The organism is Autumnicola psychrophila (assembly GCF_031846645.1).
GTDB lineage: Bacteria > Bacteroidota > Bacteroidia > Flavobacteriales > Flavobacteriaceae > Autumnicola > Autumnicola psychrophila.
Map to the genome: position 1 here is coordinate 245,881 of NZ_JAVRHN010000001.1, position 22,978 is coordinate 268,858.

Consider the following 22,978-nt stretch of genomic DNA (forward strand, 5'->3'; position numbering starts at 1 on the left):
CTCCCATCAGGTAAGCTTAGCCGCTAATATAGTTTTAGCTGAAATTTACATCATCAACCTGCATGGATTACAAAATTCTTACAAATCAAACTTCCAAAGTGTGTTTTTAACCGTAAAGTAACACCCTTTGCCGTTTTTTGTATAAATTTGCCACTCAAGTATTTATCAACTTGTGTATGGGCAAAATTACTTTTGTGGTAAAAGCCGTAGGGATTTCATTTTTTCTTGCTGTTTTTACAATTTATATTTTATCGGCTTCCAAAACCAATTCTACCGAAGTTTCTTTTAATATTTTAAAAGAAGCAGGAACTTCACTGCCGGAAAAGAAAATTGCAGATCCCCTAATTACCGCTTCAAATGTTCAAAACCCCACCTGTAATGATGCTTCAGATGGAAGTATAAGTATATCTATAACAAACGGAGTCACACCCTATAAGTACTCCTGGACGGGACCGGGAAACTTTTCGAAAACAAGTAAAAACATCGACAATCTTTCCGCCGGAAGCTACTCTCTAACTGTCACCGATGCTGAAAATACTCCATCCACCAAAAGCTTCACTTTAGAAGTTGAGGATAATATCGCGCCCACAGTTCAAACTCAGAATATCACTGTTGAACTTGACGCAAATGGAAACGCAGCAATTTCAGCAGAAGATATTGACGATGGTTCTACCGATAACTGCCAAATTCAAAGCCTCTCCTTATACAAAGAAAATTTTGATTGTGGCGATATTGGCCAAAATACGGTTACCCTTACCGCAGTTGATGTAAATGGAAATTCAGCAACGGGAACAGCAACGGTTACTGTCGATGATAATATCGCGCCCATAGTTCAAACTCAGAATATTACTATTAAACTTGACGCGAATGGTTCCGCCACAATTTCAGCGGAAGACATCGACAATAATTCAACCGATAATTGTCAAATTGATGACCTCTCTTTAAGTAAGACAAATTTCGACTGTAACGACATTGGCCACAATTCCGTAGAACTCACGGTGACAGATGTGAACGGAAATTCAGCAACGGGAACAGCAACGGTTACTGTCGATGATAATATCGCGCCCATAGTTCAAACTCAGAATATTACTATTAAACTTGACGCAAATGGTTCCGCCACAATTTCAGCGGAAGACATCGACAATAATTCAACCGATAATTGTCAAATTCAGAGCCGCTCCTTAAATATTACAAATTTCGACTGTGACGACATTGGTAGTAATTCTGTAGAACTTACGGTGACAGATGTTAATGGAAATTCAGCAACGGGAACAGCAACGGTTACTATTAAAGACGAGGTTGATCCAATAGTTAAAACTCAGAATATCACTGTTGAACTTGACGCGAATGGTTCCGCCACAATTTCAGCGGAAGACATCGACAATAATTCAACCGATAATTGTCAAATTGATGACCTCTCTTTAAGTAAGACAAATTTCGACTGTAACGACATTGGCGACAATTCCGTAGAACTCACGGTGACAGATGTTAATGGAAATTCAGCAACGGGAACAGCAACGGTTACTGTCGAAGATAATATCACGCCCATTGTTCAAACTCAGAATATCACTGTTGAACTTGACGCGAATGGTTCCGTCACTATTTCAGCGGAAGACATCGACAATAATTCAACCGATAATTGCCAAATTCAGAGCCGCTCCTTAAATATTACAAATTTCGACTGCAGCGATCTTGGAGAAAACACAGTGACACTTAGGGTCACTGATGTAAATAATAATTCCGCTACGGAGACGGCCAAGGTTACTGTTAAAGACGAGATTGGTCCCAATGACCCCAATTTGGAACAATTTATTACCTGGAGTTGCGGAGAACCTGTTGAAATTCCAACTACGACAGACAATTGTTCGGCAGAAGTAACTGCAACTACCGAAGATCCTATAGAATTTGACAGTTTTGGAGAAAAAACCATCACTTGGATTTTTGAAGATACTTCTGGAAATAAACTCGAATTTGAACAAAAAATCATTGTCCCAGAACCTACTGTAAATCCGGTAGAAAATATTGAAGTATGCAACGGGGAAGCCATTCCGGCTATAACTTTTGCCGGAAGTACAGTTGACGGCACTACTTACCAATGGACGAGTGACAACAGCAGTATTGGCACCTCAGCAAGGGGCAGCAACCAAATTCCTTCTTTTGAAGCCAAGAATAATACCAGCGAAATTACTACGGCTACGATCACTGTTACGCCGGTAGCAAATAACTGCGAAGGCGAAAGTACCAGCTTCACAATTACCGTAAATCCCACGCCTTCCATTGCAACCCCGGCAGATATTGTGGTTTGCGACGGCGAACAAATTAGCGGAGTTACTTTCTCCGGAATCGCGGTCGCCGGAACCACGATTAGCTGGAGTAATGACAATACAAATACCGGCCTTGGAGCATCGGGTAACGGAAATATTCCTTCATTTACGGCCACCAATACTATTAACGAGAGTATTTTTTCTACCATTAGCGCTACGCCCAGTGCACATGATTGCGACGGAATTGTAGAAACTTTTACGATCGAAGTAAAACCCAATCCCACGGTTACCGCTCCCGATCCTCAGATATATTGCAACGGAAATACTGCCGATGCGATTCCCCTCACCGGCTCTCCTGAAGGAGTTACCTATGCGATCACCGGCGGCGCACAAATCGGACTGTCGAACAGAAGTGCAGCTTCAGAAATTCCTTCTTTTACTCCTGTAAACAATACAAACAATCCAGTAACTGCAGAAATCTCCATCACTCCAAAAGCAAACGGCTGTACCGGAGATCCTGTAAGTTATTCGGTTACCGTCAATCCCACTCCGAATGTAAGCATCTCCCCTTCTACCCAGGCGATCTGTTCTAAAGGTACCACAGCTATTTCTTTATCGGGGAACGTCACAGGAACGGATTTTAACTGGACAGTTGCAGAAATCTCGCCGGCAGGGAGTGTAACAGGGGCTGAAGATGGAAGTGGCGACAGAATTTCGCAGACGCTCATAAACACTACTACAAGTCCTGCAACAGTAAAATACAAAGTACTTCCAATAGCCAACAATTGCTCCGGAACGCCGATTACCGTTACGGTTACAGTAAACCCAACACCGGAACTACAAATTACAAATCCGGAGGCCGTTTGTTCTCCTGCTGAAGTAGATTTAACAGCTCCGGAAATTACCGCAGGTTCTACTTCAGGATTAAATTTTACCTATTGGACAAATGAAACTGCAACCACTCCTTTAAGCAATCCCACAACAGCAGGGCCGGGAACTTATTATATTAAAGGAACCACAGGTAGCGGTTGTTCTATGATCGAACCGGTAACAGTTACCGAAAATCCTACTCCGGAATTGACCAGTCCGACCGAGGTCGCAGGATTCTGTTCAGAAACTGCCTTTATTTACGAATTTACGAGTAACGTCTCGGAAACCCAATTTTACTGGAGCAGGAATGCAATGAACGGAATCTCCACCCCTGCAAATAATTCCAGTGGGGATATTGGCGAGGTACTGGTAAACACCACCACAAATCCTATCGATGTGGTTTATGAGGTAACTCTGGTAAGTCCGGAAGGTTGTGTAAGCACTACAGAAATCAGCACTACCGTAACCCCTACTCCGCTTTTAACCAGTACTCTTTCTCCTCCATCAGTTTGTAGTGGTATTGAATTCCAGTACACTCCCACAAGTGAAACCGGAGGAACAATTTTTAGCTGGTCTCGGGAAGAAGTTGCGGGAATCAGCAATCCCACTGCCATAGGAACAGGTGCAATAAATGAAGTGCTGGAAAATACCACCAACCAGACTTTGGGCGTAACCTATAAATACACGCTGAGTTCGAATAACTGTGAAAATCCGAAAATCTTCAACGTCACCGTTCCGATCACTCCTTCACCGGATACTGAAGTATTTGTTTCTAAAGACGGAGGCACTCTGTTTCCCGATCAAATAGAAATTTGCCCTGGTGAAGATGTAGATCTATTCTCTTCGACTTCCTTTCCCACTGATTCGTCGTTGCCTTCAGAACTTCTTAACGGAGATTTCAACAATGGTCGGCAGGGCTGGACTACACAATCTGGCAGTGGTAGCAGGAGATGGAATTTAGCGTCTGATGGCACACGTGCTTACACCAATGAATGCCAATGGTGGGAGGAGCTTTTCTATGACTGCGCCGAAGAAGATGTTAATTTCCATTCCAATGACAACAGCCAGTTTTTTCTGGTAAACAGTAGTACAACAAATGGTAATTTTGATGACGTTCAACTAATTAGTCCAGTATTTAGCACAGAAGGTTACAGTTCCCTTGAATTAATATTTTGGCATCATTACAGAGATGGTTCAAATAGCCGTAATAACTATCGTGATGTTGGATACTTGGAGTATTCAATTAACAATGGTAGCTGGCGTGAACTAGACAGCTATACATCAGATGAGGGAAGCCCTGGCAATTTTGCGCAAAGAACCTATCCCGTAAACCAATTAATAGGTTACCGTAACGTCAGGTTAAGATTTAGATACAATAACGCCAATCGTGACTGGTACTGGGCTATAGATAATGTGAACATTACAGGGGATGGTACTGTTGCCCCCACTGTAAAATGGACTGCAGATGTGAGCGACTGGACCTCTACTGAACAAACTCCTGAGAACATTACACCATCTGAAACCACAGTTTACACTGCGACCTACACAGACCCAGGGACAGGTTGTCCTGGCAGCGCCTCAGTTAAAGTAATAGTTAGAGATCCACTGCAGCCAAGGATTGTAGCAAATTATTGCGCATTTGACGGAGTTGTGGGTAAAGAAAACACCATTCTTCTTTCTGTAGAAGGCGTGGATAATATTGTTGACTATGATTGGTCGGGACAGGGAATCCAGTTTAGCGATAACGATGCAGACAATGTTCCTTCAACAGTAGAGATCAATCTGGCCACGACCTACACGGTTGTGGTGAAAGACAGCTTTGGTTGTTCTGCTTCAGCATCAATTACTCCTTCTGAAAATCTAATCGAAAATGGCGATTTTGAGCAGGGAAGAACAAATGGTTTTAACACCCAGTACAATTTCGTTACAGATAATGCTAATAGAGAAGATGAAATGGTTCCGGAAGGGACTTATGCCATAGACGAAAATGCGCACTATTATCATTACAATTTTTACGGTTTAGGTCACGGAGGCAGCGGTAACTTTATGATTGTAAACGGGGATCGATCCATAGGAAATGTTGTTTGGCAGTCTAACCAAATTGAAATCACTCCAAACACCGAATATTATTTTAGTGCATGGACCACCAATGTGAATCCTGCAAGCCCGGCACGATTAAGACTTCAGGTGCTAATTCCCGGAAGTTCCAATCCTGCTGAAGAAAGTAACCTGGGAGATCTTACAAATATACCCGTGGGAACCTGGATCAATTTTTACAATCCAGAACTATGGAACTCAGGTTCAAACACCGAAGTTGTTTTGAGAATCATCAATGAGAATCCCACTGCGGGAGGTAATGATTTTGGTATTGACGATATTTCTTTTTCTGCATTTAAATCCATTGATTTTGACTTTACGCCTGAAAATAACGGCCCTTTATGTGAAGGTGATGAACTACAATTATTTACCAATCTGGAAGGCGGAAGGGAACCCATTACCTATAAATGGACGGGTCCCAACAATTTTTCCTCGGAAGAAGAAAATCCGATAATTCCCGCTGTCACCCCAGAAAATGCGGGAATCTATGAACTAACGGTGAGCGATTTTTACGGTTGTACTCCGCGTACCTTAAGCACAGAGGTTTTCATCTCCCCGGAAACAGTTGTTAATGCCGGTGAGGATCAAATAGTTTGTGCCGAAAGTCCGGAAGTTCAACTAAACGGAATAATTGAAGGTTCTGTAAGTACAGGTACATGGACTGGTGGAAATGGCAGTTTTCATCCTGATGCTACCGCTTTAGACGCTGTTTACACCCCTTCTGCTGGAGAAATTGAAAACGGAAATCTGTCTCTGATTTTGACTTCAGACGACCCGGAGATTTGTGCACCGGCTCAGGATACCCTTACTATTACCATAAACCCAACACCGGTTATTGAGGAGATTACAGTAACAAATCCTTTGTGTTTCGAAGGATCTGATGCCTCTGTCAAAGTAAAAATTACTAACGGGACTGCACCATATACAATTGAATGGAGCGATGGACAAACAGGAGAAATAGCTTCAGGATTAACAGCTTTACAGGAAGAAGATAACTTTTTTGTTACTGTTACAGATGCCAACGGCTGCTCGGTCACTTCAGAAAATATTATAATAGCAGAACCTACCCTGCTGGAAATTCTATCCTTTTCGGCTACAGATGTCACCTGCTATAACGGGAACGACGCAACTGCTTCAATCGAAATACAGGGTGGAATTCTTGAGGGAACCACTCCTAACTACAACTATCAGTTACTTAATAGCGAAGGAGATTTGGTTTTTTCCGAAGAAACCTCAGAAAATACGCTTACGGTAACAGAACTTTTCTCCGGAAACTATACGTTCCTGGTGAACTCCAATGCGAACTGTGCGGCACTTACTCAAAACATTACAATCATTCAACCGCCGGAAATTATTGTAGATGCAGGGGAAGTAAATATGCCTGAACAATGCGGAATCGCCAGCATATCCCTTAATGCTGTACCTGTAGATGCTAATCTTGGTTCCGGGATGTGGAGCATTGTCTCCGGCGAAGGTGGAAGGTTTGAAGATCCTTCCCTTCCTAATACTCTCTTTAGTGGAGCACCAAATACTACTTACGAACTGCAATGGACGGTCACACCTGCCACGGGTTGTGAGAATCTCCTGCAAACAGTAACGTTGCAATTCCCGCAAACCTGTAGCAAATTAGATTATGATGGCGTGGACGACTATGTTGATTTCAGGAACAGCAGCAATTTTAAGCAATCTGCTTTTACACTGGAAGCTTGGGTCAAACCTTCTTCTCTAAGCGGTATTCGTACAATTATTTCAAAACGAGATCCTGAGAATGCAAATATAGGTTATCACTTAATCCTTAAGAACGGCTCTCCTTCTTTTTCTGTGGGAAATAAAAGTGCGGTCTCTTCTTTTAGGCTAAACACGAACAGGTGGTTTCATCTTGCGGGTGTCTACACTCCCGGTTCAGCATTAACATTATATGTAGATGGCGTACCGATACAAACAAATAATAAAGGAATCCCTCCTGGAAGTGGGGACCTAGAAACTTCACTTTTAATAGGAGCATCTTCCGCTACCGGTAGTGGCGAGGCTACTAAAGATCATTTCCACGGTTGGATTGAAGAGGTCAGAATCTGGAACAAAGTAATTTCTGAAGAGCAAACAAGGTTTATGATGAACCAGCGCCTGGAAAAAGTGGGCAGCAATGGCATTCAGGGTGCAATTCTAAGGGATCAGGTAGCCATCCCCGGCAGCCTTAGTTGGAGTAACCTTTCAGGATATTATCAATTATGGGCAGATCCTGATCGTTTTGTAGATGGGAGAACAGAAGACCTTTCTAACAACGCCATTCACGGAGATCTAAAAAATATTCAAAGTCTTCAGCAAAACACAGCTCCCCTGCCGTACATCTCGAACAAAAACGGGGAATGGTTTTCTGAAAGCACCTGGTTACATCCCGATGTATGGGAAGCACCTAATAGTACAGGAATAGATCGTAAAACCAAAATTGACTGGAATATTGTAAAAGTTGCTCATAATGTGGAAAATCCAGCTACCACTAACAACAAGAACAGTATTACAGCCCTCGGACTTCTTTCCGATAGCGGAACGTTAAATATGCAAGGCGATTATGGTGCAGGAAATAATGGAAAGGGCATCGGTACTGGAAATGCGCTAACCATCACGCACTACCTAAAACTTGACGGGAATATTGATCTAAATGGGGAATCACAACTCATACAGACAGAAGGTAGTATCCTCGATGCCGATAGTAAAGGTTTTATTGAGAAAGACCAAAGAGGTACTAAAAACAGCTATAATTATAATTACTGGAGTTCGCCGGTTAGCACTACGGGCACCGTCAATAATTCCGGATTTACCATTTTTTCAGTACTCAGGGACGGTAGTAATACAGGTTCTCCCGGAGGAATTGCTTTTGGTGGCAGCCATACTTTTGCAGATGGCAGTTATTCCGGAGATCTAAGGATCAGTTCCTATTGGCTTAATATTTTCCATGGCACTGCAGATGCTTACGGAGAATGGAAATCCATAAACGCCAATACACATCTTGATCCCGGAATAGGTTATACCATGAAAGGACCTTCAGGAACAGCCGATATCAGCGATCTGCAGAATTATATTTTTCAGGGAAAACCGAATAATGGTACTGTAAAAATTGCAATTTCAGATTATGAAAACCGCCTTATCGGAAACCCGTATCCTTCGGCCATAAGTGCAAGGGAATTTATTTTAGATAATCTGAAAGATGTTAACGGCGGCCGGAACGATAGAAATATCTTCAACGGTACACTTTACTTTTGGGACCATTTTGGGCAGGAAAATACCCACGTATTGGCAGAATATGTTGGTGGATATGCGGCATACAACCTTTCCGGAGGCGTGCCGGGAGTTTCCAATGACAGACGAATTAATAACAGTGGGAATCGCGGAGGTTCCAAAAAGCCTAAAAGCGCAATTCCGGCGGCACAGGGCTTTTTCGTGAACACTATACTAGATCAAACTGTAGCACAGGATATCACCGTACACGGCGGAAATATCTTATTTAAAAACAGCCAGCGCATATACGGGAGAATGAATCCCTCCAACGGGAATTCCCAGTTTTTGCGTCCGGTTTACCCGCAGAAGCAATTAAAAGGGAGTGATTCCGGTGATGACAGGTATAAAATCAGGCTGAAATTTACTTCCCCCACAGGATATTATCGCCAGATACTGGTAACTGCAGACGATTTTACCACAAACGCATTCGATCTTGGTTATGACGCCCCTATGATGGATTATAATGCCGAAGATATGTTCTGGGTGATCAATGGAGGAGAATTTGTAATACAGGCTGTGCCTAATTTTGGACTTCAGCAAGTCCTCCCATTGGGTCTTGTAACTGCTGAAGAAGGAGATTTTGAAATTGAAATTGAAGAGCTGGAAAATATACCTGAAGAAATGCAAATTTATCTTCGGAATAAGGAGGACAGCACCTATCACGATTTACGAACCGAAGCCTACAAGTCCACTATAGGAGCCGGATATTTTCCTGAAAAGTATGAAATTGTCTTTCAGAAGGAGGTAACAGAAGAAACTCCTGAAAATGAAAACCCTGATGAGGAATTTCCTGAAGAAGGAAACGAATATCCCGACAAAGGAAATCCCTCGGGAGCTCCAGGTGCCGAAAATGGTCAAAATCAGCAGGGAATTTCAGCCGAGTACTTGACGAACACAAAGCAACTGGTAATTTTTAATCCGGAATCTAAGACAATTGATCAGGTACGGATTTTTACCATAAACGGTCGTCAAGTTGAAACCTTCAGTGAAACCTCTACAGAAAAAGAGATCTATTTAGATATCCTGAGGCCCGTTAGTACCGCCATTTATGTAGTGAAAATCCATTCCGGAGAGCAGGTTTACAACAAGAAAATAGTTGTAAAAAAATAAGTCATTCTTAAAACAGATGCCGAAAATGGCCATTTTGGATGGTGTCTCTAAAATGACCATTATTGGTAATTATACTTATGGGCCGAAATTTTAAAATTAAATTTCTCTACAAGACTACAGGTATTAACTCAAGTAAGAATTTCCAGTAAAGAGCTTCAGAAGAATAATTTCCCTAAATATCCAATTATAGTCTTACGTTAATAACTCAAAAAGCGTTATGTTTTTTCTTTCTTAAAAATCTAATTTTTTCAATATCAGCTATTAAGAAGCACTTTTAGCTATAGAAGTAGTCATTTTATCGGTTTTATGTGTAACTTTGTCGATCAGCATCTAATCAAATTGCGCATGGGTGAAATTACTCCGCGGCTTAACGCCCTTATTTTACTAGCCTTTCTTTTTCTTTCTGTAGGAATGTTCTCCTCTACAGAAGGAGAAACCTATGTCGCCATCAGCATTAGTTCTAATACCCAGGATGTCACCTGTATTGGTGGTTCTGATGGAGCTATAGATATTGCAGTTTCCGGAGGATCTAATGGTTACAATTTCAGCTGGAGCGGCCCAGATGGGTTTTCGAGTTCCAGTGAAGATATTTCAGGTTTAAGCGCAGGAACATATAATCTTACAGTTACTGATAACTCAAGCCCTACTCCACAGGAAAGCAGTACCTCTGTAACTATTTCTGAAGATGATGATGTAAACCCCACAATTTCTGCCCCTGCTGATATTACAGTAAATACAGATCCTGATAAATGTACAGCATCAAACGTTACGTTGGGAACACCAGATGCAAATGACAACTGCGCGATAAAAGGCATTACCAATAATGCGCCCTCAGTTTTCCCTATCGGAAACACTGTAATTACATGGACAGTGATTGACGATTACAACAATACCGAAACAGCTACACAAAATGTAACTGTTGAAGATAATCAATATCCCACAATTTCTGCTCCTGCCGACATTACAGTAAATACAGATACTGATAAATGTACAGCATCAAACATTACATTGGGAACACCAGATGCAAATGACAACTGTGGGATACAAAGTATTACGAATGATGCGCCTTCAGTTTTCCCGATCGGAAACACTGTTATTACCTGGACAGTGACCGATGATTCCAACAATACCCAAACAGCTACACAAAATGTAATTGTTGAAGATAATCAAAATCCCGGTATTTCTCCTCCTGCTGACATTACAGTAAACACAGATACTGATAAATGTACAGCATCAAACGTTACATTGGGAACACCAGATGCAAATGACAACTGTGGGATACAAAGCATTACAAATGATGCGCCTTCAGTTTTCCCTATCGGAAACACTGTTATTACCTGGACAGTGACCGATGATTCCAACAATACCCAAACAGCGACGCAAAACGTAACTGTTGAAGATAATCAAAAACCTGTTATCATCCACAATGGAAATCAAATCATAGAAAATGACACAGGTGAATGTAGTGCTTTCGTAGAAGTTAGTGCTGATGCTGCTGATAATTGCGGTGTACCCGCTCCTACCGGGACCCGAAACGACGGAATGTCTTTAACAGACCCTTATCCTGTGGGAACCACGATTATTACCTGGCAAGTTCTGGATAACAACGAAAATTCCGCAACTGCTGTTGAACAGCATGTGACAGTACAGGATAAAGAAGCACCAGCATTACCAGAAATTCAGGACATAATCTCAGGCTGCGAATATACTGTCACCGCACCTGTAACATCAGATAATTGTTCCGGCGAAATTACAGGAACCACATCAGATCCATTATCTTATTCTACTGAAGGGACGCATACCATAACCTGGAAATTCCAGGACGATGCAGGAAATACTTCATCCTTAAATCAGGAAATCACAATAAGTCCGTTAGGAGCTGAAATTGAATTTGAAAATATTTCCTGTCATGGAGCCAATGACGGTAGCATTGAAGTAATGTTTGCTTATGGTGGACATAATAGTTTTGAGTACAGCATTGATGGAGCGAATTGGCAAACCGATAATAGTTTTTCCGCACTTGTACCTGGCATTTATAATATACAACTGAGGGATAGCAAAAAACCGGACTGTGTTCTAGTACTTGATGCTGATTTAGAAATAACCCAACCAGAAGTGCTTACCTCTTCAATATATTCTAAAACTGACGTGCTCTGTAAAGGACTTGCTACAGGTGAAATAACAGCTTTGGCTACTGGAGGAACAGCACCATACACCTTTTCCTGGGGTTCTTTGGGGTTTGGCGAAAGGAAACAGAACCTGCCCGCAGGAGAATATACGCTTATCGTAATTGATGCTAATGGTTGTGAAACCGCTCCTATAACTGTGGAAATTACTGAGCCAGAAAGTTTCATAGAAATTACCGAAGTCACTTCCACCTCGGGTTGTTTTGGGGAAAACAATGGTACAGCAACGGTTAGCGCTACAGGCGGGACCGGAAATTACTCCTATTTATGGGATAACGGACAAATAACCCAAACGGCAACTGGATTGGCACCAGGTGAACATACTGTAATAGTTACAGATGAAAATGACTGCCAGAAAGAAAGAACTATAACCGTCTCAGCCCCTGCAAAATTAGAAATTAGTGGCTTTCTCACTACAGAAACCACCTCTTATGGGTCTGCCACAGGTAGTGCTACAGTACAGGTAACAGGCGGAACCCCTACATATAATTTTGAATGGTCTAACGGGCATGTGGGGCAAACAGCAAGCAACCTTCTTGCAGGAACGTACTCTGTTACTGTTACCGACAAAAACGGGTGTACTACCACAAAAGACGTAGTGGTGGTAGATAGTCTGGATGCAGAAATCCTGCCTACCTCAATTTGCGATAATAAGGAAGATATTATCCGTACTTCTTCATTCTCCATTGTGGATGGTGGGGCACGGGGAGGAACTGCTCCTTATAAATATGAATGGACATTTAAGGGAGATGCTTCAATATCAAATTATACCGGTATTGAAACTCCAAAAATTAAATATGGATCAATTGGAGATAAGGAAATTAGCGTAAAAATCACAGATGTAAATGGTCTAACACTTACTAAAACCATAATCCAGTATGTTGGAGGCTGTTTCTCTACAGATTGTGGCTCTAATGACTTAACTGCAGATGATTACTACATTGGGGATAGTAGCGGCACTCCAATTACTGCAGAAAATTGTGGAAGTGCAGAGGACAGATTTATATATATTTACATCCCATCCAATCCAAGCCGTTACTCTTTAAGCGTGGAATTTATATTTTCCATTGAAAATATTGAATCAGGAAATATCCAGAACTTTAAGGAGCTGGGTTGTTTCTATGAAAAAGATGTTATTCCAGACAGAGCAAAGACTTTTAAAATAGATTACTCCTGTGGGGACATTGTTAAAATTGAAGGTATCCGTTTTACCTTCAGTAATAAAAAAAATGATGAATGTGGTGAGGGAAACAAGCCTAAATGCTATTCCACAAACAACGAAACAACCGTGTTTTCTCCTTTGTATGCTGTGGCCTTTGCCAACGAGTTGTTATGTAACGGCTCAGAAGATGGAAAAATCACCATCAGGGCTTCGGGAGGAGTTCTACCTTATCGATACTATCTTAATGGAGAACTTCAGCCCGACAACATAATAGAAGGACTTGCCGGGGGTACTTACAATATTGAAGTGAGGGATGCCGAAAATAAAAGTCATTTTCTCACCACAGAAATAAAACAACCTACTACTCCTCTTCAGCTTAAATTGATTGAACAAACTGATATTACTTGCTTTGGCGGTACAGACGGTACGGCCACTGTGGCTGCACAAGGAGGCACTCCTGCAACTTCAGGAGAACCTTATATTTATGTTTGGGATAATGGACAGACCGGACCTACCGCGACGAATCTTGAAGCAGGAGATTATAATGTTAATGTAATAGATACCAATGGATGTACAACCTGGCTCACTGTGACTATAATCCAGCCAGATAAACTAGTTGCTGATGCAGGCCCCGACCAGGTTCTTAATTGCGGAATTACAACAACCTTCTTAGCTGCAAGTCTTTTAGCTGAAGATTCAGAAGAGTTTACAGGAGAGTGGACCATTATTAATGGTCCTGCCGGTGGTGGTTTTACAGATGCAACTAATCCTCTAACTAATTTTACAGGGGCACAGGGTACTTATACATTAAGATGGAGCATTGACTGTGGTATGTCTGATGATGTCAAAATCACATTCAGCAACTGCAACACGATTGATTTTGATGGCACAAATGACTACATTGTCTTTGGAGACAATTTCAATCGTAGTACCTATTTCTCACTGGAAGCCTGGACCAAGCTATCGACTGAAGCTTCTTCGGGTGTAAAGACAGTTCTCTCAAAGCGAAACATGTCAAATTATAGCAGCAGCGGCTATGATCTTGTAGTTGATAACAGAACTCCTAAATTCCGATGGAACGGGAATGTTATTTCATCATCAGACCCTATAAGCACAGATCGATGGTATCATCTGGCTGTAATAACAAATAATGATAGCACTTATCTCTTCGTGGATGGGATACAGGTGGCACAGGGAGATGCTGCTGCACCAACAGCAAATAATTTTCCGTTTATAATAGGTGCTATATATAATAGTGAAACCCCGGCTGTTCCTTCAAATTATTTTCACGGCTGGATTGAGGAAGTAAGAATTTGGAATACTGCACTAACCACTAACCAGTTGCATTTTATGATGAATCAAAAATTGCAGAAAAATGGAGATAACGTAAAAGGTCAAATAATTCCTCTTGATGTTCCTGAAAATCTCGCCTGGGAAAACTTAGAAGGGTATTATCAACTCGAAAAAATTGCAAACGGTTACACCACGAGTGAGAATTCTTCAGGCATAAATGGTAGAATGGTAAACATCACTACAAGCCAACAAAGAACTGCACCACTACCCTACATTTCAGCCAGAACAGGATATTGGTTCACAGATAATACCTGGACGAGACCTCAGGTATGGGACCCGCCAAACAGCAGAGGAATTACTGGAGAATTTATTAACTGGAACATTGCACAAATTTCGCATAAAATCAATTCCAATTTTCAGAATATCCACCTTCTGGGGTTAATTTCAAAAGAAGGAGCTCCACAGCGTGAAAACAGTACATTGAAAATGGAAGGTTCTGTAAACAATGCCTCAGGAAACGGACTGACCATTAGCCATTACCTGGAACTTAATGGGGTAATAGATTTAAACGGGGAGTCACAACTCATCCAAAGTGAAGGGAGTATACTTGCTGAAACCAGCAGTGGCTATATTGATCGTGAGCAACAGGGAACTGCCAGCAGCTATAACTACAACTACTGGAGTTCGCCGGTAGTTCCCCAGGGAGAAGCAAATAATTCCGGCTATACTGTGTTTGGTGTCATGAAGGACGGATCGCCTGAAAGTTTTGGTCAAAATTTAAACTTTGGAAATTCACACACTCATGCCGATAAAGAGTTTACAACCCCAAGAAAAGTGAGCAACTACTGGATAAATGCCTTCCGTGCACGTACTGCAGACGCTTATAGTTCATGGGAGCAGATCGGTAGCAATGCGCAGTTAAAGGTGGGAGAAGGATATACTATGAAGGGAACTTCAGGTGAAGCCAACCTTACAACTTTGCAGAATTATGTTTTCAGAGGAAAACCAAATAACGGTACGATTACTTTGAATATCGGTCCAAATCAGAATTATCTGATTGGAAATCCTTACCCTTCAGCTTTAAGCGTAAACGAATTTTTCCTGGACAACCTGAAGGATATTAATGGTGGTAGAAATGACCAAAACGCTTTTAACGGTGCTCTGTATTTCTGGGATCATTTCTCCGGTAAAACACACGTATTATCTGAATATGTTGGAGGTTATGCAGTACTTAATTTGGTAGGGGCCGTTGCGGCAATTGCTACAGATGAAAGAATTAATGCCACAGGCGACAGCAGTGACAGAGAACCGGGAGATTTTATTCCTGTGGGACAGGGATTCTTTATTAATACTGAAATTAATCAGTCCTCTGGAGCTGAACTGGAAGGAAACGGTGGTGTCGTTAAATTTAAAAACAATCAGAGAAGGTTCAGAAAAGAAGGATCAAATTCGCAGTTCCTTAAGCCGGAAACCAGGCAGAAAACAGCAAAAACTGAAGAAGACAGGTCTAAAATAAGATTGAACTTCCAGTCTCCTTTAGGATACCACAGGCAAATCCTTCTTGGAGTGGACCAGAACGCCTCAAATGATTTCGACCTTGGCTATGATGCACTACTTAACGATTATAACCTGGAGGACATGTTCTGGCTTATTGATGGCTGGGAATATGTGATCCAGGGAGTAGGGCATATAAATCCAGAACAGGTGTTGCCGATTGGTCTTCGGATAGAAAAAGCAGGAGAGCTTAAAATTTTAATCGCCGAATTGGAAAATATTTCTGAAAATGTGGAAATTTACATCAGGGATAAATCTACTGAAACCTATCACGATCTTCGGAATTCTGAATATAACTTAGAAATTGAACCGGGAGATTACTACGAGCGCTTCGAAATTGTATTCCAAAAACCTGCAATTCCTGAAGAGGAAGAGGAAGACAATCCTAAAGAAAATCCGGGCGATGGTGAATCTCCTGAAGAAGGAGAAGGAGAAACACCTGGCGAAGACGAAAACCCTGAAGAGGGCAGTGAAAATCCTGATACCGAAAATCCAAAGGAGAATCCGGAGGATGAAAATGGGCAAAATTCAGCAGGGATCTCTTTAGAGTACTTAATGGACAGGAAACAACTGGTAATTTACAACCCGGGAGCACAAAAAATTGATGAAGTGCGGATTTTCACCCTTAATGGGCAGCAACTAGAGACTTTTACCGAATCCACAACAGAAAAAGAGATCTATCTCCACCTGATGCGGCCGGTAAGTACTTCAGTCTATATTGTAAAAGTGCATACTGCTGAAAAAGTCTACAACAAAAAAATTATTGTAGACAAATAAATGATTAATGTAAAGACTGGATGCCGAAAATTGCCATTTTAGAGCTGGCTCTAATATGGCAATTTTCAGCCTTTATATTTTAACGGAAGGTGTACCACTTTTTTGGTCTCGTAGAAATCTTCTTCAAAATAATCTGTGAGATTATAAATTTTAGCCGTTTTATAGTCCTGAAGTTCTTCAGAAAGATCACCACCTTTAAGATAAAGGATTCCGTTTTTTAGTTCGTGATTACTTTTTTTGGCTATTTTACCTTTTGTCCAATGCACAAATGTAGGCATGGCTGCCACTGCCCTGCTCACTATAAAATCGAAATGGCCTTTTATCTCTTCTACCCTCGCATTGGTGGTTTTTACATTTTGAAGCTGTAAACCTTCAGAAACTTCTTCCACCACTTTTATTTTTTTTCCGATGGAATCGACGAGATGAAATTCCGTTTCGGGAAAAAGAATAGCCAGGGGTATTCCAGGAAAACCGCCACCAGTACCCACATCAAGAATTTTCGCACCGGGATTAAATTGCTGGATCTTCGCAATTCCCAGCGAGTGTAGCACATGCCTTAGATATAATTCATCAATATCCTTACGACTTACTACATTTATCTTTAGATTCCAGTCCTTGTAAAGTTCTTCAAGTTTTCTGAATTTTGTTTGCTGATCTTCAGATAAATCGGGAAAATATTTGAGTATTAATTCCAATTATTTTTGCTTTTTGGCAAAAGTAGCAATTTGCGGCTTAAAAGTTGCACATTTAATTCATTCACAAAATTTAATATTTTACCTTTGAACATTAAAGCAAAAACAATGGAAGTACCCCAAGATGATAATATCCGATTCTCCCGGGTCGATTCAGCAAAATTTTTCAGAACACTTAATAAGCGGGTAAATTCCTATTTTAAAGAAAATAACTTAAGGAAAACAGGAAACTGGAAGCTTCACTTAAAGGCTTTGGTAATGTTTTCTATATTCCTGATGCCGTACTTCCTTATCCTGACTTTGGATATTTCCCAATGGTGGATGTTACTTTTAACCGTAGTAATGGGAGCCGGAATGGCCGGTGTGGGGATGAACATCATGCACGATGGTAACCACGGATCTTATTCTTCAAAGAAGTGGGTCAACAAATTTATGGGAGGCACCATCTATGTTTTAGCGGGAAATGTCTACAACTGGCAGGTCCAGCACAATGTTTTGCATCATACTTATACGAATATTCATGGACATGACGAAGATCTTGATGCAGGACGTATTATTCGATTCTCAAAACATGCGGAATGGCTAAAAATCCACAGGTTTCAGCATTATTATTCTGTTTTTCTTTATGGACTACTAACTTTTAACTGGGCTCTAACTACAGATTTCAAGCAAACCAAGAGATACTTAAAGAAAAAGTTATCCTATGGGAAACTTCCCAATCCTGTGACGCAATGGAGCATAATTGCTATCACTAAACTTATTTATGTAGCTATTTGGATTGTTATCCCTATGCTGTTTTTATCTGTGGCATGGTGGAAAATACTAATAGGTTTCTTTGTAATGCACTACACCGCAGGGCTTATTTTAAGTATTGTATTTCAACTTGCCCATGTAGTGAAGGAAACCGATATGCCGCTACCGGATAATACCGGTTCTATGAAAAATACCTGGGCAATTCATCAGTTATTTACAACAGTTAATTTTTCTACTAAAAATAAAATTGTGAATTGGTTTACGGGCGGATTAAACCACCAGGTTGAACATCATATTTTTCCAAATATCAGCCATATTCACTACTCTAATATTTCAAAAATCGTAAAGCAGACGGCACAGGAATGTAACCTGCCTTACAACGAATATAAAACCACACGCGCAGCTATAAAAGCCCATTTTCAGTTTTTAAAAGAGATGGGTTCAAAACCTGCAATTTCAAGTTAAACAACCTTTTTTAATCAACTAAGATGCAAGAAAAATTATCAAACAGGATTAACAATTTAGCAACGTCCCAAACCCTGGCAATGGCGGCAAAAGCGCGTGAATTAAGAGCCGAAGGAAAGGACATCATTGGATTAAGCTTGGGGGAACCCGATTTTAACACACCAGACTTTATTAAAGAAGCTGCCATACAGGCAATTAATGATAATTATAACTCCTACTCTCCCGTAGATGGTTACGTTGAGCTGAAAGATGCTATAATTACCAAGTTTAAAAGAGATAATAATTTAACTTACAATCATTCACAGATCGTTGTTTCTACCGGAGCCAAGCAATCGCTTGCCAACGTTGCATTGGTTCTACTAAATGAAGGAGATGAGGTTCTTCTGCCCTGCCCTTATTGGGTAAGTTATGCCGAGATAGTGAAACTGGCTGAAGGAGTTCCTGTTGAGGTTCCAACTTCTGTAGAGACTGATTTTAAAATGACGCCGGAGCAACTTGAAAAAGCCATTACTCCAAAAACAAAAATGATTTGGTACAGCTCTCCCTGTAACCCTAGCGGAATGGTGTACAGCAAAGAAGAACTAAGAGCTTTAGCTGATGTATTGGCGAAATACCCCGATATTATCGTGGTTAGCGACGAAATTTATGAGCACATTAACTACGGGGACGGGCATGCCTCTATGGCCGAATTTGAAGATATGTATGAGCGCACCGTTACTGTAAACGGAGTAGCAAAAGCCTTTGCAATGACTGGGTGGCGTATAGGTTATATAGGTGCTCCTGCATGGATTGCCCGCGCCTGCAATAAACTACAGGGGCAGGTAACAAGTGGAGCAAACTGTATTGCGCAACGTGCCGTTATAACTGCGCTCGAGGCTCCTGTTAGCAAGATTAGTTATATGGTGGATAAATTTAAATCCAGACGTAAACTAATTATTGATCTTTTAAATGAAATAGAGGGCTTTATTACAACCGAGCCGCAAGGTGCTTTTTATGTATTCCCAAATATTTCTTCCTTCTTCGGAAAAACAATAAAAGGCCACAAAATTGAAAACGCTACAGATTTTTCAATGTTTCTATTAGAAGAAGCTTTAGTGGCGACAGTTACAGGAGACGCTTTTGGAAATGCGGATTGTATAAGAATTTCCTATGCAGCCAGTGAAGAACAAATTGAAGAAGCTTTAAAAAGAATAAAAGCTGCTGTTTCTGAAGCATAAAAATCAAGATTTTGATATTTAAACCTCACAGTTCTCCGGGATCTGTGAGGTTTTTTTATTTTGATTAAACGCTATTGAACCGGACATTTAGTTCACCTCCCCCTGCAAGGTATAGAAACCTTGAGGCCTTTTAAGATGCTACCGGAAAAATGGCCAATATCGGCTTCTAACAAAATATCCGCGTGAGGGATAGGAGCGGCTACCGTGTAGCGCGGATAGCCCGGCCCGCAGGGCACGCCCAATCAAAAACCTCATTAAAAACGTTTCAGGAATAGGATGATGTTTTTTCACCCTTCCGTCTTTATCAGCCTGCGGCGGGAAGCTACCTTTCCTTGAAAAAAGGGAAAAAACTTTGGTAATATCCGGTTAGTCCTGCAAGGCCTTTTCACTCTTCACTTTTTTCCTCAACAATTACCTGTTTCTCCAGAAGAAAGGAGTGAGAATTATAAGTACTGTAAAGAGCTCAAGCCTCCCGATAAGCATTAAAAAAGCGCACCACCACTTTCCGAAATCGGGTAGCATATCAAAATTATTCACAGGGCTAAGGCCGCCAAAAGCAGGACCAATATTACCAAGGGAAGAAGCAGCACCACCAATAGCAGTTTCGAAGTCAAGATCCAAAGAAGCAAGTACCACCGCTCCTATGATGAAAGACAGCATATAAAGAATAAAGAAACCAAGAATGTTAAATACGATTTCTTTACTAATCGATTTTTTATTGAAACGTACCGGAAGAATGGCGTTTGGGTGAAGCGCCCTTTTAAATTCGATTATTCCATTTTTGATCATAATAATATGCCGCATCACTTTAACACCCCCTGCTGTAGAACCTGCAGAACCTCCCAGGAAAAACATCCCGAAGAAGAAAATCGTTAGGAACGGAGTCCACATTGTATAATCGGCTGAAACAAATCCTGTGGTTGTTATTACCGCCAAAACCTGAAATAGCGAATGTCTGAAGGCACTTTCTGCCTCTCCCCAAACCATGGGATGATCTATGGAAGACAAGCCTACATCTGCCTGGAAATAAATGATAAGAGCAGCAATAATTGTAAACGAAGCTATGAAATAAAAGTACCACCTGAATTCATCATCATGCAGCACCCGCTGAACTTTTCCTTTAAAACTAAAGTAACTCATAACGAAGTTACTTCCAGCGAGGAACATAAATAATATGATAATATACTGAATGATGGGCTGATCGTTCCAATAAGCTACGCTGGCATTTTTTGTCGAAAAACCTCCAGTTGAAAGGGTACTGAGAGCATGATTTGCCGCATCAAAGAGATTCATTCCTGCTACTTTCAGCAAAATAGTTTCAGCTATTGTATAGCTAACATAAATAAGCCACAGTCGTTTAGCTGTATCTGTAATCCGTGGTTTCAGTTTATCAGCACTAGGGCCGGGAGCTTCCGCTGCAAAAAGCTGCATTCCTCCAATACCAAGTAAAGGTAATATAGCTATAGCCAGAACGATAATTCCCATTCCTCCTATCCAGTGCGTAAGACTGCGCCAAAAGAGAATACCTTTAGGAACTACTTCAATATCGTTGAGAATAGAAGCACCGGTTGTGGTATAGCCCGACATAGTTTCAAAAAAAGCATTGGTAAACCTTGGAATAGATTCACTTATCACATACGGAAGCGTACCACTCAAGGCCATAAAAATCCAGCCAAAAGTTACAATTATATAACCTTCTCTCTGCTTCATGTCCTTGTTGTGCCCCCGGGTAGAAAACATTAATAAGGTTCCAACAAAAAGTGTAATTAATGCTGATGTGGATATTTCCATGGTCACACCGTCTTCGTAGTACCAACTTACGAGAACGGCGGTTAACATAAAGCCTCCATTGCAAATTAGCAACAGGCCCATGACATGCATAATAATCTGGTAGTTAAGTCTTGGCATTACAAGAATAATTTTTCGACTTTACCTATAGAACGGGGAAGACAACAGACCACAATCCTGTCACCAGATTTTATATGAAATTCCCCTAATGCGATAACACCTACTCCATTTCTAATAATGCCTCCAATAATAGCTGAACGGGGAAACTCTATATCTTTAATTTTTTTGTCACAAACCTGAGAGTTTGGTTTTACAATAAATTCCAGCAACTCTGCATTCATGTTGTTAAGCTTTGTCATCGCCACAACCTCTCCTTTTCTAATATACCTGAAGATATTATTTGCAGCCAGGAGTTTTTTATTGATAAGGGTATCTATTCCAATAGAATGACTTAACTGAAAATAATCCATATTCTCTACGAGGGAAATTGTCTTTTTGACACTCTTCGATTTGGCAACCAAGCAGGACATGATATTCGTTTCAGAATTCCCGGTAACAGCTATAAAAGCATCCATATCATGGATATTCTCCTCTTCTAAAAGCTCTACGTTTCTACCATCACCATTAATAATTAGGGTATTTGGAAGCTCATCTGCAAGATCGTAAGCTTTTTCTTTATTACTTTCTACTAATTTTACATGAAAATTATTGCGACATAGATCCCTGGCAGTTTTACGTCCAATCTTACTCCCTCCCAGGATCATTACATTTTTTATTTCCTGTTTAACTTTTCCTGTGAGTTTGTAAAGTTCCTCCACGCCATTCTCTACGGTGACAAAATAAACCTGATCACCTTCTTTAAATTGCGTGTCACCCCTGGGGATGAGTGTATATTGAGTACCATATCTTTGTATAGCTATAGGAACAAAGTTAAGTTGAGGAAAAATTTCAGCTGCTTCTTTTACGGTCTTCCCCACGAAAAGTGCAGTCCGGGAAAGATTTAAGCCAATCATTGTTAATGCTCCATCTTCAAATTCGTAGCTATCATTAAAGGCAGACTGGTTTAAAAGAAGTTCTATTTCCCTGGCTGCTAAAGCCTCTGGTGAAATTAATTCATCTATACCAAATTTCACAAACCCAATTTCTTCTTTATTCTCCAGGAATTCAGTATTGGAAATTCGGGCAATAGTCCTTTTTGCTCCCAGTTGCTTCGCAAGTACACATACGGTGATATTAGTAGCTTCGCTGGAAGTAACAGCTATTACCATATCTGAGTATTTAACCTGGGCATCTTTTAAAATACTTATGGAGGTAGCATTACCTTTAATGGTTCTAATATCCAGATGAGTGTCGGCGTATTGTAGATGGTCGCGGCTGGTGTCAATAAGCGTAATATCCTGCGATTCAAACGACAATAATTTTGCCAAATGAAATCCAACTTCACCCGCTCCAGCAATAACTATTTTCATATAAA

The 22,978-nt window shown here is 40.8% G+C and carries 7 protein-coding genes; 4 read left to right on the forward strand and 3 right to left on the reverse strand.

The annotated features are described in order from the left end of the window. Positions 1 to 176: 176 nt before the first annotated feature. Complete coding sequence (locus tag RM541_RS01065; protein WP_311498377.1) at positions 177 to 9,617, forward strand: DUF8693 domain-containing protein; 9,441 nt, start codon at positions 177 to 179, stop codon at positions 9,615 to 9,617. Between the two features lie 345 nt (positions 9,618 to 9,962). Beyond that, complete coding sequence (locus RM541_RS01070) at positions 9,963 to 16,589, forward strand: DUF8693 domain-containing protein (protein WP_311498378.1); 6,627 nt, start codon at positions 9,963 to 9,965, stop codon at positions 16,587 to 16,589. Between the two features lie 65 nt (positions 16,590 to 16,654). On the opposite strand, the gene rsmG is transcribed toward RM541_RS01070, so the two are convergent. Next, a complete protein-coding gene (gene rsmG, locus RM541_RS01075) occupies positions 16,655 to 17,284 on the reverse strand; it encodes a 16S rRNA (guanine(527)-N(7))-methyltransferase RsmG (RefSeq protein ID WP_311498379.1) in 630 nt (209 codons plus the stop codon). Positions 17,285 to 17,389: 105 nt separating this feature from the next. On the opposite strand from rsmG, the gene RM541_RS01080 reads away from it, so the two are divergent. Then, positions 17,390 to 18,499: a fatty acid desaturase family protein gene (locus RM541_RS01080; protein ID WP_311498380.1), complete on the forward strand. Its 1,110-nt coding sequence runs from the start codon at positions 17,390 to 17,392 to the stop codon at positions 18,497 to 18,499. Positions 18,500 to 18,522: 23 nt separating this feature from the next. Continuing rightward, a complete protein-coding gene (locus RM541_RS01085) occupies positions 18,523 to 19,716 on the forward strand; it encodes a pyridoxal phosphate-dependent aminotransferase (protein ID WP_311498381.1) in 1,194 nt (397 codons plus the stop codon). 411 nt (positions 19,717 to 20,127) lie between these two features. Here RM541_RS01085 and RM541_RS01090 read toward each other — a convergent pair whose 3' ends face one another. Together RM541_RS01090 and trkA are read right to left on the reverse strand one after the other, a co-directional pair. Continuing rightward, on the reverse strand, positions 20,128 to 21,624 hold the full coding sequence (locus RM541_RS01090; RefSeq protein ID WP_311498382.1) for a TrkH family potassium uptake protein: 1,497 nt from the start codon (positions 21,622 to 21,624) through the stop codon (positions 20,128 to 20,130). Further along, entirely contained in the window at positions 21,624 to 22,973 is a 1,350-nt protein-coding gene (gene trkA, locus RM541_RS01095; RefSeq protein WP_311493490.1) for a Trk system potassium transporter TrkA, read from the reverse strand. The genes RM541_RS01090 and trkA overlap by 1 nt, the downstream gene beginning before the upstream one ends. Between the last annotated feature and the right edge of the window lie 5 nt (positions 22,974 to 22,978).